Below are 12441 nucleotides of genomic sequence, written 5' to 3'. Positions count from 1 at the left end.
GCCCGCATGACCACTGAACGTTCCACCACGCCCGCGCCGGACGAGCGGAAGGTGGTCCTGTACCGCAACGGCTCGGTCTACACAGCAGCAGACCCCTTTGCCACCGCCATGCTGGTTGACGGCGACACCGTGGCCTGGGTCGGCTCCGAGCAGGCGGCATCCTCCATCGCCGACAGTTCCATGGAGATCATCGACCTCCATGGCGCCCTCGTAGCGCCGGGGTTTGTTGACTCCCACGTCCACCTCACGGAAACCGGCATCGCACTGGGTTCCCTCCAGCTGGGCGGGATCCGTTCCGCCCGGCAATTGCTCGATGCCGTGGCCGCAGCCAAAGGCGACGGCCCCCTGCTGGGTCATGGCTGGGATGAATCCACGTGGGAGGACCCGGCCCTGCCGGCGGCCGAGGAGCTTGAGCAGGCGGCCGGCGGCAGGCCGGTGTTCCTGGCCAGGGTTGATGCGCATTCGGCGTTGGTCTCTTCCTCCTTGGCTGCCGCCGCCGGGCTTGGCGGACTGGACGGCTACAGCGCGGGTTCACAAGTGAAGCGGGCCGCCCATACAGCGGCCCGCCAGGAAGCACGGCGGCTCCCGGAGGCCAGCCTCCGGGCCTACCAGCGGCGCGCCCTGACCGAAGCGGCCGAAAACGGCTATGTGGCACTGGCGGAGATGGCCGCGCCGCATATCGGCGGAGTTTCCGACCTTCGCCTTGCCGCCGCGTGGAACACGGCGGCCGGAGAGGCCATGCCGGAAATCCTGCCGTACTGGGGCGAACTGGCCACCTCCGAGGAGCAGGCCCGGGCGCTGCTGGACGAACTGGGCGTATCCGTGCGCGGCCTGGCAGGCGACCTGAACATTGACGGTTCCCTCGGCTCCAGGACAGCGGCACTGAGGGCCGGCTACAGCGACGCGGCGGGGGAGCGGGGCAGCCTCTACCTCTCGGCAGAGCAGGCCGGCGCCCACCTGGCGGCCTGCTCGCTGCTGGGCATCCAGGGCGGCTTCCACGTCATCGGCGACGCGGGACTTGATGCCGCGCTGGAGGCACTGGAACTCGCGGCCGCCGAAGTGGGCGAACAACGGATCCGTGCCGCCGGCCACCGCTTCGAACATGTGGAAGTCGCAGACCCCAAATCAGTGCAACAGCTGGCCCGCTACTCCGTCACAGTCAGCGCCCAGCCACGGTTCGACGCTGACTGGGGGAACGAAGGCGGCATGTATGAGCAGCGCCTGGGGAGCCGGAGCCGCTCCATGAACCCGTTTGCCTCGTTCTATGCTGCCGGTGTTCCTATCTGCTTCGGCAGCGACAGCCCGGTGACACCACTGCGCCCGTGGTCCAGCGTGCGTGCCTGCCTGGAACACCACAACCACGCTGAACGGATCTCGGCCCGCGCAGCGTTCCTCGGCCACACCCGCGCGGGGTGGCGGGCAGCAAAGCACCACAACCCGATGGCCGGGCAACTGGTTCCCGGCGCACCAGCCAGTTTCGCTGTTTGGGATGCTGAGGAGCTCATGGTCCAGGTGGCGGACGGCCGCGTCCAGTCCTGGAGCACGGATCCGCGTGCCCGCACGCCCCTTCTCCCGGCACTTGATACCGGCGTGGACCCGGTGTGCCTGCAGACCGTGAAGGACGGCGTGGAGCTGCATTCGAGTCCGGCACTGCGCTCTTGACCGGACACACCGGCCAACGCCCCCATAAAGCGCCCTATAATAGGTAGTTGCGCCTGACCGCCAGCTACTCCGCGACGGTTCAGCCGCTCCGACCGCTCCCGTCCAGGAAGGCCCTTTGTGCGCGTCCTCACCATCATTCCTACTTACAACGAGCTGGAATCGCTGCCCAAGACTCTTCAACGCCTCCGCGCAGCCGTACCGGCCTCGGACGTACTGGTGGTGGATGACAACAGCCCGGACGGCACCGGTCAGCTTGCGGACGGCTTTGCCGCCGAGGATGCACAGGTTCACGTCCTGCACCGCAAAGGCAAGGCAGGCCTGGGAGCCGCCTACATTGCCGGGTTCAAATGGGGACTCGAGGCAGGCTACGACGTCCTGGTGGAAATGGATGCGGACGGCTCACACCAGCCCGAACAGCTTCCCCAGCTGCTGGAAGCCGTTGAACAGGGCGCGGACCTTGCCATGGGATCCCGCTGGGTTCCCGGTGGCAGCGTGGTCAACTGGCCGCTGTACCGGCAGGCGATTTCACGTACTGGCAGCACGTACGCCCGGCTGATGCTGGGCCTGAAGATCAAGGACGTCACCGGCGGCTACCGCGCCTTCCGGCGGACCACGCTGGAAAAACTGAACCTCGACCTTGTCGATTCAGTGGGCTACGGCTTCCAGGTTGACTTGGCGTGGCGTGTAGCCAAGCTGGGCCTCAGGATCGAGGAACGCCCCATTACGTTCGTGGAGCGCGAGCTCGGAGCGTCAAAGATGAGCGGCAACATTGTTGTTGAGGCTATGGTCAACGTCACCAGGTGGGGCCTGCAGGCACGCTGGAACAAGCTCACAGGCAAGAAGGATCCGGCACAGGGCTGACCTGCAACGCCGTTAAGACAAAGATAAGGGCCGGGCCGGCAACGTGATCACGTTGCCGGCCCGGCCCTTTCTTAATCGTTCAGATCGCGTCAATCGGTGACGCTATGACCTCGGTGGGAGGCCGTGACCGCCGCTGGGGTCAGGCGCTGCGCCGTTCGCCACGGCGTTCGCGCAGGATGGTCAGCCGGTCCTCGAGGATCTGCTCCAGCTCCGGAAGGGAACGGCGCTCGAGAAGCATGTCCCAGTGCGTACGGACAGCCTTTTCGTTGCTGGTGTCCGGACGTTCGCCATCAACGAGGAGCGCTTCCTTGCCGGTCTTGGAAACCCACACAGGAGGAATTTCAGCCTCTGAAGAGAACGTCACGAAGACCTGCTCGCCGTCCTCGCACCGGTATTCGACGCGCTGGCGCGGAGCCGGCTCAACGCCGGACTCGGTCTCCATGCTCTGCGCGCCAAGGCGCATACCCCGCAGGCTGCGATCGCTCATGTTTTCTCCCTCTGGTCGGTTCGCGGAGCAGGACTCCACGCAAGCCGGAACGGCATAACCGCCCCGGACTACTGTGTGCACTGTGCTGCATCATAAGATTCAACGCATTGCGAAGCTTTCTTGTTCCAGCGGATCTGGTCCGACCGGACAAATACTCAATTATACCGGCGTGGGGCCCAGCCGCAAAACGGGAGGGGACCCGCGACCAAGCGCGAATCCCCTCCCGCCCCGTATGAGGCAAATCCGTGTCAGGACCCAGGCTGTTTAGCGGGTTCCTCGTCGAACAGCCCGCCGCCGCCCGCGGTCGGACCAGGATTGGTGCCGCCGAGCGCCTGGCCGATGCCCTTGAGTGCCTCGCCAATTTCGCTGGGAACGATCCACAGCTTGTTTGATGATCCCTCTGCGATTTTCGGAAGCGTCTGAAGGTACTGGTAGGCCAGGAGCTTCTGGTCGGGGTTGCCCTTGTGGATGGCGTCAAAGACCTTCTGGATGGCCTGTGCCTCACCGTCTGCGCGGAGGATGGCCGCCTTGGCGTCGCCCTCAGCCGCAAGGATCGACGCTTGCCGCTGGCCCTCGGCCGTGAGGATGGCGGACTGCTTGGTGCCTTCGGCCGTGAGGATGGCAGCGCGGCGGTCTCGCTCGGCCCGCATCTGCTTCTCCATCGAGTCCTGGATCGAGTGGGGCGGGTCAATGGCCTTCAGCTCCACGCGCGAGACCCGGATGCCCCAGCGGCCGGTTGCCTCGTCCAAGACACCGCGCAACTGGCCGTTGATCTGGTCGCGGGATGTGAGCGCCTCTTCCAGGTTCAGGCCGCCCACAACGTTACGCAGGGTGGTAGTGGTGAGCTGCTCCACGGCCTGGATGTAATTGGCAATCTCATAGGTGGCTGCGCGCGGATCAGTGACCTGGAAGTACACCACAGTGTCGATGGACACTACCAGGTTGTCTTCGGTGATGACCGGCTGCGGTGGAAAGGACACCACCTGCTCCCTCAGGTCCAGGAGCGGCAGGAGCCGGTCCACAAACGGGATCAGGATGGTGAGTCCCGGGTTAAGGGTCCGCTGGTACTTGCCGAGCCGTTCAACGACCCCGGCCCTCGCCTGCGGGATAATCCGCACCGAGCGGACCAAGACAATGATCACGAACACGATCAGGACCACCAGCACAATGGCCAGGGCGGCTCCTCCTGCGTTATCCATACGACTCCTATTCCCCAATTGTTAGGCTGTACTTAGGACTGAGTGGCCTGCTCCGGCTGGGCGGAAACAACAGCCGTGGCCCCGTCGATGGCGGAGACCACTGCCTTCTGGCCGGCAGGCAGGACGCCACCGGAGGACCGGGCGCTCCAGACATCGCCCCCGATCTTGACGAGGCCGCCGGTGGAGCTGACCGCTTCCATCACCAGGGCCTGCTCGCCGATGAGCCGGTCAATGTTGGTGCGCTGGTCGGCGGGTCCCTTTTTCAGATGGCTTAGTGCCACCGGGCGGACAAAGGCGATCATCAGCAGGGAGACGACGCAGAACACCACAATCTGCAGCCACAGGTCAGCGCCGGCAAAATCTGCGACGAGCGCGGCAACTGTTCCGCCGCCGAGCATGATGAAGAACAGGTCAAGGGTGATCATTTCGATCACTGCGAACGCGAGGAAGGCGGTGAGCCACAGGGCCCACCAGTTTTCGCCGAGCCATTCAAACATTCCGTCCCCCTTGACCATTCGGTAGCTGTCTATTTATCCTAGTCCGCCGGAAAGCAGGACGGCAGGTTGCGTGAAGGGCAGCGGTTGAACGTGGCCAAGTCGTTACGGTGCGGACCGTGCCGGACGGAAGACCGTGATCCGGAATCGTGCCTCCACCTGGGTCGACACCCCGCCGTTCCCGATTTTGGCCGCAATGGCCGTGCGGTCCAGGTGGTGCCCGGCCGGACCCATGAAGGCCAGGTCAGCTAGCTCGCTGGGCGTTAGCATCATCAGGATATCCAGATCCCGGGTGGACTCGGCGGCGAAGTGCGGCGAGAGGGAATCTGCCAGCCGCGCGTCCTTGTCGTCCTCAATGGACAGCATCCCCGCCTGGGCGGCAACGGCGGCCAGGTGTCCGGCGCGCGGCGTCACCACCACCAGCCTTCCGCCGGGGCGGAGGACCCGGGCGAATTCGGCGGCGTTGCGGGGGGCGAAGATCACCGTGATGGCGTCGACGGCGGCGTCGGCCACAGGGAGCGGCTGCCACACATCGCAGGCAAGGCTGACGGCCTCGGGGTTGAGGCGCGCGGCGCGGCGGAGCGCGAACTTGGAGATGTCGAGCGCGACGGCGGCGCAGCTGGCGGTGCGCCGCTGCACCTCATCCAGCACCACCCTGAGATAGTGGCCGGTCCCAGTACCCGAATCGAGGACTGTGAATGGTTCGCCCGGGGTTATACCGGGCACGACGGCGGCCGCGACGGCGTCTGCCAGGGGGCGGTAATGTCCGCCGTCGAGGAAAGCGAACCGGGCCGCCACCATCTCTGCAGTGTCGGCTTCAAAGACTGTCCCCTTGCCCACCAGCAGGTTGAAGTAGCCCTGCTTCGCCGCGTCGAAGCCGTGCCCGGATCCGCAGACCAAGGCCTTGCGGGCCGCGTTACCCGGCCCGCCCCGGACATTCAGTGCGGCGCCGCACACGGGGCAGCGCAGCGGAGGGCGAGGGCTTGATGGCATACGGACCATCTTAGGGCGGGGAGCGGGCCGGCGCGGAGCCCGCGCGAGTGTTCCGGCCGCATGTTCGCTTGGGGGAAAGCCGCACGTTAGGCTCACGTGGGTGAAGCCAGAACACCTCCCGCTGCTCAATTCCGTCTCCGCGCCGGCCGTTCACCCGGACGGCAGCCGTGCTGTTGTGTCGGTGACCAGGCCGGATTTCGCTGCTGATTCCTACGTGGGCCAGCTGTGGAACATCCCGTTGAACCAGGAGCAGCTGCCGCGGCGAATAACCAGGGGCTTCCGGGACACCGGCCCTGCATTCTCTCCTGATGGACTGGTCCTCGCCTTCCTCCGGACAGGCGGACCATCATCGAAAGCGCAGCTCGTCGTGGTGGAGGCCGGCGGCGGTGAACCCCAGGTCATTACCGACAGGCTGCTCGGAGTGGAATCCTTCGCCTGGTCGCCTGATTCGCACCGGATAGTCTTCAGCTCCCGCGAGCCCGAGGCCGGACGGTACGGCAGCAGCGAAGCCATCACCGCGGAGGCGGAGGCCCCACGGCTGATGTCCTCCTACCAGTACAGGCTGAACAGCGTTGGCTACACGCGCGACAAGCCGCAGCAGCTGTTCATCGTGGACGTCCCGGAACTCGGCGGCGAACCGCTGGCACCGCCTGCGGCTCCGTCGCTGCCGGAAGCCCGGCAGCTGACGTCGCTCGCCACGGACGCCAGCTCCGGAGTTTTCAGTGCAGACGGATCAGCCGTCTACTTTGTGGCAGCACCGCCGGAGAACGATGACGACTTGGCCACCTTGATCTACAGGGTGCCGGTCACCGGCGGCGACCCCCTCCCGGTGGATAAGGGAGTAGCCGCACCTCAAACCGTATCGGAGGTCCGGCAGTCCAGAGACGGCAAATGGCTGTTCTACATTGCCCGGGACCTGGGCGGTTCGGGCCGGGACTTCGTGGCACGTAACGCCGTGCTGTACTGCGTCGCGGCTGACGGCGGCATGCCGGTTGCGCTGACCGACCCTGAGTTGATGGACGTTGCGCCGCCGGGTGCCCGGATTGAGCTCCGCGGCCCGGACCACGCCCTGGTCCTGAACAACGCGCAAGGCTCGGTTGAGCTCCTCGAGCTGGGGGCGACGGGCGGGCATGCCCTGCTGGTGCACGGCGACAAGGTGGTGACGGGCGCTGCCTGGGCGGGTGGTTCGCTGCTCGTCGTATTCGGCGATCCGTCTACTCACGGGGACGTCGGAGTGCTCGACGACGGGCAGCTGCGGCTGCTGACAGACTTTTCGGCCGTTCTGCGGACACAGACGGACATTGTGGTTCCACAGGAGCTGACGTTTGAGGCGCCCGATGGCTATCCCGTCCATGGCTGGCTCGTCAGGCCTGCGGGCAAGGGTCCGCACCCGGTCCTGCTGACCATCCATGGCGGGCCGTTTGCCCAGTTCACCGTTGCCCTGTTCGACGAAGCCCAGGTGTACGCGGCTGCGGGCTATGCCGTGCTGATGTGCAATCCCCGCGGCTCTGCCGGCTACGGCCGGGAACACGGGCTGGCCATTAAGGGCCGCTTTGGCACCGACGACATGGAGGATGTCCTCGCGTTCCTGGACGGGGCGCTGGCCAAATTTCCGGCGCTGGACACGGGCCGGCTGGGCATCATGGGCGGCTCGTACGGCGGATACCTGACCGCCTGGACCATCGCGCACCACCAGAGGTTCCACGGTGCCATTGTGGAGCGTGGATTCCTGGACCCGGTCAGTTTCGAGGGCTCGGCCGACATTGGCTGGTACTTCGGCAACGAATATCTCGGCAGCTCAACGGTGGAGGTCGCCGCGCAAAGCCCGTTCGAGCACGTGGGCAACGTGCAGACCCCGACGCTGGTCATCCACAGCGAAAACGATCTCAGGTGTCCGCTGGAGCAGGGCCAGCGATATTTCACGGCCCTGAAGCGGCAGGGTGTGGAAGCCCAGCTGCTGGTGTTCCCGGGCGAGGACCATGAACTTTCCCGGTCAGGCAGGCCGCAGCACCGGCGTCAGAGATTCGAGCACATCCTGCGCTGGTGGGCCCGGTTCCTCCCGACCGACGCAAATCCGGCAGACGCACCGCCGGATTGACCAAGAGGCGTGCTGGAGTGCAGGCGCGTCAGGGGTTCTCGGGCAGGAAGCCCAGGGCCGCACGCGCCTTTCCGATCCCCGGCTCGGCCCAGTTGGCGGCGTACTCGGCGTTGGAGCTCAAGGACCTCAACTCGGCGCGGTCAACGTAGAGGGTGCCATGGAGGTGATCGGTTTCGTGCTGCACAATTCTCGCCTGCCAGCCCTCGAATTCCCGTTCCGACGCCAAGCCTCCGGGGGTGTCGAACCGGAGCAGCACCCGTTCTGGCCGTACTACCACTGCCTGCAGGCCGGTCAGGGAGAGGCACCCCTCGAAGAACGCGGCGCTTTCCGTTCCGACGGCCGTGTAGCGCGGGTTGATGATGGTGAGGAACTCCAGAGGGCTACGGTGCCGCAGTGCAGCGGCCTCGGGGTCGACGTCGTACTGGTCCTCAAGGACTGCCAGCTGCAGCGGGATTCCGAGTTGCGGGGCGGCCAGCCCCACACCAGGGGCTTCGTGCATCACGTCGCGCATGAGGGCAATCAACTGGTCCAGCTCGGCGGCGCTGATCTGGCCGTCGAAGGACGCGGCCCGCTGGCGGAGTACGGGATTCCCGGCCTGGACGATGGGCGGCAGCGATCCCGCAGACAGGATTTCCTGCACCCGTTCCCTCAGGTGCGCAGGAGTGAATGAAGTGGGCGGTGATACAGCGGTCATGCGGAAAGCCTAGCGGCGGACGCCGCAGGGCGTCGGCCGCGTCGGCTAATGTCGATGCCATGGCTGAACTGATTGCGTCCGAACCCAACGCACTGGAACTTGTCCTGGACTTTATCCGGACCCTGGAAGCCGGCGGTGACGGCGGGGCCATCGGCCGTTTCCTCGCTGCGGACTTCGTGTTGGTCGAGGCGCCGCATCTGCTCGCGGCTGAAGGCTCCATGCGGACGCGGGACCAGGCGATGGCTGGGCTCGATCAAAGCGGCGAAGTAGTGGCGGACCAGAAGTTCGAGATCCGCCGCACTACCTGCGAAGGCGGTCGGGTTGTGGTGGAGGCCGACTGGTCGGCTCGGACGCTGATGGACCTGCGGTACTGGGATGCCGGGGAGACCATCCGCGCCCGGACGTCGTCGGTCTTTGAAGTCCGGGACGGCCTGATCATCAGCCAGGACAGTTACGACTGCTACTTCGTGAATTCCTGACCCGGAGCCCTTTGGCGCGGGGGTTACTGCATGGTGAACCGGCGGGCCACCAGCCTGTTGGCCGCCGGAATGCCGGACACGGCGCTGACTGCCCGGTTCCTCAAGGCCAGGAGCGGCCGCCCCAGCGGGCGCCCCAGCGTCATATTCACTTCGGACTGCCATCGCGCTACCGAGGCGGCCTTGCGACGCCGGGCGGAATAGGCGTGCAGGCGCTGGCCAACCGGTTTCCCCGCCAGGGCATCACAGATGATCGGCGCGAGTTCCGCCGCGTCCAGCCAGCCAAGGTTCATGCCTTGGCCGCCGATGGGGCTTATTTCATGGGCAGCATCACCGATCAGGACGGCCCGCCCCGAGACTGATCGGCACGCCACCGTGGAGCGCGGGCTGAAGCTACTGAGCATGGTGTTGGTGGCCGGGTCCGGCCGGATCCCCGTGCGGTGGTGGACCATCCGTGCCAGTTCGACGGCGTCCGGGACCGATTCGGGCCGGGGAACCCTCACTACCCAGCGGCGGAGACCGCCCGGCAGCGGAAAGGATTCCACTATCCCTTCGGCTTCGAGGTACAGGACGGCTTCGTTCAGGTTTTTGCCGGTACCTTCGAAATCACCCATCACATAATGGTCGGGATAGGTTCGGGACGTGGCCGGGATGCCCAGCAGGCTGCGCATCAGGGACCGCGAGCCGTCGGCGGCGACCAAAAGCCGTGAGGTGATCCGGGTGCCGGCACCGCCTGTCTTGGTGGCGGCAGCACGGACGGTGACCAGTCCGCCGTCGTCCGCTATTTCCGTCACCCTGGCGCCCCTGACGAGCGCCGCACCGTCGAGTTCGTGTACACGCTGCTCCAGCAGGGATTCCGTTGTGACCTGGGCGAGCGACAGGACAAACGGGAAGCGCTCCGAGACCGACGCGAAAGACATTGACCCTACGGTCTTCGCGCCGCTGACTGCAATGCCGCCGCGGATCTGCACGCCGGCATCAACCATGGCGCTGGCCACCGCTGCCCTGTCCAGCGCCGCGAGGGCGGGGGGATGGATGCCGATGGCCCGCGAGTGGTGTTCCCGGTGGAGCCGCTGTTCAAGGACCTGGACCGCGACGCCTTCCTGAAGCAGCAGGGCGGCGAGATACAGACCCACGGGTCCGCCGCCGACGACCACCACGTCAGCCATCGGGATGGTCCGGACCGTGCATGAGGACCTGATGGAAAGGGGAGTGGCGCGCCACCTGCCAGCCGGGGGGAGCGGCGGCGGTGAGTTCTGCCGGGGTGTAGCTGCGCCTGATCGAGGTCAGGCCGTCCGCACGGATGAACGAGCCGCGGAAGGGGAGGGCCGCCAGGGAGAAAAGTGCGTAGGCTGCGATGTTCCGGCGGAGGTCGTTGTGCAGGGAAATCCGGCGCCCCAGGGCTTGCGAATCTGCCAGGAGCTGCGTCACCTCCGCTGGTTGGAGGTGGTGGATGACGTGGTTCGAGATGACGACGTCGAACCGGCGGCCTTCGCGGACCAGGTCGGCACTGTCCGCCTGGCGGAACCGGACTGAGACGTGGTGGGGGCGGCGTGACGAGTAGCTGTATGCCCTGGCGTCCGGGTCAATGCCGGTGACCTCGAGCAGCAGTTTGTCCCGGGCGGACCAGAGGGCGAGCTGGCGTGCCAGGTCCCCACCCCCGCATCCTATGTCGAGGAGCGTGGTTTCAGTGTCGTGGGAGAGCAGAGGGCGGAGCTCGCGGCGGTACAGCTGCCGCCAGCCGGAGAAGAGCCGGTTCACCAGTCCGAATTGCCGGTACGTGAGCTCGAGTTTGGTGGGATCACAGTCCGGCAGGTCCATCATTTCCACTGCGTCCGCAGCCCTTTGCCGCATCAGGGACACAGGTCAGACCAGTGACGAGGCCGCCTCTGGCTGCACCGCCCGTTTCCCGGTGGCTGCCTGGCGGAGTTTCGTGAAGAGCCCGGTCTCCACCGTGAGTCCGGGGCCGAACGCCATGGAGCAGATGCGTTCCTCACCCTCCACCGGCGGCTGCTCCAGGATGTGCCTGAGGACAAACAGCACGGTGGCACTGCTCATGTTGCCGTAGTCCCGCAACGTATCCCGTGCCGGAACGAGTTGCTCGTCGGTGAGTTCAAGGCGCGTCTGGACCTTGTCAAGGATGCTCCGGCCGCCGGGATGGATGGCCCAATGGCGGATGTCCCGGTAGGGGAGTCCGCGCAGCGAGGGATCCCTTGTCAGCAGCGGCGCGAGGGCGCCGATGATGTGATCGTCGATGATGTGGGGGACGTAGTTGCCCAGCACCATTTCGAAGCCATGGTCGCCGATGTTCCAGGCCATGGATTCCTCGCCCACCGGCGTAAGGACGGTTTCGAAGTGGTCCAGTTGCATCAGCGCAGGCGCGTCCGGATCGTTCCGGGCCGTAATGATGGCTGCCGCCGCTCCGTCGGCGAACAGCGCCGAACCCATGATGGTGTCAGGATCGTTCGAGGTCCGCACGTGCAGGGAGCACAGCTCGGCACAGACCACCAGGACAACGGCCTGCGGATCTGCTTCGCAGAACGACTTGGCGGCCCGCAGTGCTGGAAAGGCGGCATAGCAGCCCATGAATCCGAGGTGATAACGCTGGACGGCAGGGTCCAACCCCAACGCACGGACGATCTTATAGTCAGGACCGGGGTTGAAGAATCCTGTGCAGGAGACGGTAATGACGTGGGTTATGTCAAGCAAGGACAGATCCGGGCAGGCGTCCACGGCAGCCCGGGCGGACTCGATGAAAAGTTTGGTGACCTCCCGTGCGAAGAACTCGTTGCGCACCTTGGTGGTGGGGTTCAGGAGCAGGCCCGTAGATGGATCAAAGAACTGCGGATCGTCCGAACGGAACGCCATGGTCATTTCTTCGACGGCGGTATGGCGCGTATCGATGGCGGCTGAATCGAAGCAAGTACTCACCAGCCGCGAGCCCAGCCTGGTCAGGCCAGGCTGAGCTGCAAAAACGTCCCGAGCTTCGGTCTGGACCAGCACGGTGGGCGGAACAGCAGTTTCGAGTGAACGCACGTAGACCGTCATTGGTTCATTCTTGGCGAGCACACGGGATTAGACAATGGCCGGGCTGGCCGGGGAGCCGTTTCCTGTGCCGCCGGCCGGTGTTCCGGACACAAAAGCGGGGGCCGGCGAATTGTCCGCCAGTACGGAACAGGCATTCCCATGGGGATGCGCCATGCCCGGAGTTGGATACGGCCTGCGGAAACGCAAAGGCGTTGCCATCTGGGAATTACCACACGCAAGAGCACGTCGGGCGATATTTTCGGCGTGTGCGCCGACCGGTGACCTAAACGTTGCCTTGCTCGGCGCGGAACAGGCCAATCACCGGAGTGTCGTTCCATGAGGCATAAATCTTGGGTTCGGGTCACAGGGCGACCAGCCGGACCTGACGTGCGGAAACATCCAACGGAAGCCCCGGAGTCGCCCGCTAAACGTCGGCTTAATGCAGGCCAC

General features: G+C 65.7%; 12 protein-coding genes. 4 read left to right on the top strand and 8 right to left on the bottom strand.

Features of this window, described 5'->3' with window-relative positions; genetic code table 11:
• Positions 1-6 precede the first annotated feature (6 nt).
• Positions 7-1662 carry an amidohydrolase gene (locus tag ACX80V_RS02315; protein WP_485841793.1) on the top strand — a complete coding sequence of 552 codons (1656 nt, stop codon included), beginning with the start codon at positions 7-9 and terminating at the stop codon, positions 1660-1662.
• Positions 1663-1779: 117 nt separating this feature from the next.
• Positions 1780-2523, top strand: coding sequence for a polyprenol monophosphomannose synthase (locus ACX80V_RS02310; RefSeq protein ID WP_104061495.1), 744 nt, complete (start codon positions 1780-1782; stop codon positions 2521-2523).
• 139 nt (positions 2524-2662) lie between these two features.
• On the opposite strand, the gene ACX80V_RS02305 is transcribed toward ACX80V_RS02310, so the two are convergent.
• The 4 genes from ACX80V_RS02305 to ACX80V_RS02290 form a co-directional block, all read right to left on the bottom strand.
• Entirely contained in the window at positions 2663-3010 is a 348-nt protein-coding gene (locus tag ACX80V_RS02305) for an RNA polymerase-binding protein RbpA (RefSeq protein ID WP_003802221.1), read from the bottom strand.
• 248 nt (positions 3011-3258) lie between these two features.
• Complete coding sequence (locus tag ACX80V_RS02300) at positions 3259-4209, bottom strand: SPFH domain-containing protein (protein ID WP_058932460.1); 951 nt, start codon at positions 4207-4209, stop codon at positions 3259-3261.
• Between the two features lie 32 nt (positions 4210-4241).
• A complete protein-coding gene (locus tag ACX80V_RS02295) occupies positions 4242-4706 on the bottom strand; it encodes an NfeD family protein (RefSeq protein WP_058933099.1) in 465 nt (154 codons plus the stop codon).
• Positions 4707-4808: 102 nt separating this feature from the next.
• Positions 4809-5696 (bottom strand): methyltransferase domain-containing protein, encoded by an 888-nt coding sequence (locus tag ACX80V_RS02290; RefSeq protein WP_485841792.1) that lies wholly within the window; start codon positions 5694-5696, stop codon positions 4809-4811.
• A 100-nt stretch (positions 5697-5796) separates the two neighbouring features.
• Between ACX80V_RS02290 and ACX80V_RS02285 the strand changes: the two genes are divergently transcribed.
• A complete protein-coding gene (locus ACX80V_RS02285) occupies positions 5797-7794 on the top strand; it encodes a S9 family peptidase (protein WP_485841791.1) in 1998 nt (665 codons plus the stop codon).
• A 28-nt stretch (positions 7795-7822) separates the two neighbouring features.
• Here the strand turns inward: ACX80V_RS02285 and ACX80V_RS02280 are convergent, their stop codons facing one another.
• A complete protein-coding gene (locus ACX80V_RS02280) occupies positions 7823-8488 on the bottom strand; it encodes a peptide deformylase (RefSeq protein WP_485841790.1) in 666 nt (221 codons plus the stop codon).
• A 59-nt stretch (positions 8489-8547) separates the two neighbouring features.
• Between ACX80V_RS02280 and ACX80V_RS02275 the strand changes: the two genes are divergently transcribed.
• Positions 8548-8967, top strand: coding sequence for a nuclear transport factor 2 family protein (locus ACX80V_RS02275; protein WP_205630602.1), 420 nt, complete (start codon positions 8548-8550; stop codon positions 8965-8967).
• 23 nt (positions 8968-8990) lie between these two features.
• On the opposite strand, the gene ACX80V_RS02270 is transcribed toward ACX80V_RS02275, so the two are convergent.
• From ACX80V_RS02270 to ACX80V_RS02260, 3 genes are read right to left on the bottom strand one after another with little or no spacing between them, the layout of a single operon-like run.
• Positions 8991-10133 carry an FAD-dependent oxidoreductase gene (locus ACX80V_RS02270; protein ID WP_485841789.1) on the bottom strand — a complete coding sequence of 381 codons (1143 nt, stop codon included), beginning with the start codon at positions 10131-10133 and terminating at the stop codon, positions 8991-8993.
• Positions 10126-10785: a class I SAM-dependent methyltransferase gene (locus ACX80V_RS02265; RefSeq protein ID WP_485842044.1), complete on the bottom strand. Its 660-nt coding sequence runs from the start codon at positions 10783-10785 to the stop codon at positions 10126-10128. The genes ACX80V_RS02270 and ACX80V_RS02265 overlap by 8 nt, the downstream gene beginning before the upstream one ends.
• A gap of 45 nt (positions 10786-10830) precedes the next feature.
• Complete coding sequence (locus ACX80V_RS02260) at positions 10831-12012, bottom strand: type III polyketide synthase (protein ID WP_485841788.1); 1182 nt, start codon at positions 12010-12012, stop codon at positions 10831-10833.
• Positions 12013-12441: the final 429 nt, after the last annotated feature.

This window comes from Pseudarthrobacter arbutini (assembly GCF_054510915.1).
This window is presented reverse-complemented; position numbering and strand designations above follow the sequence as displayed.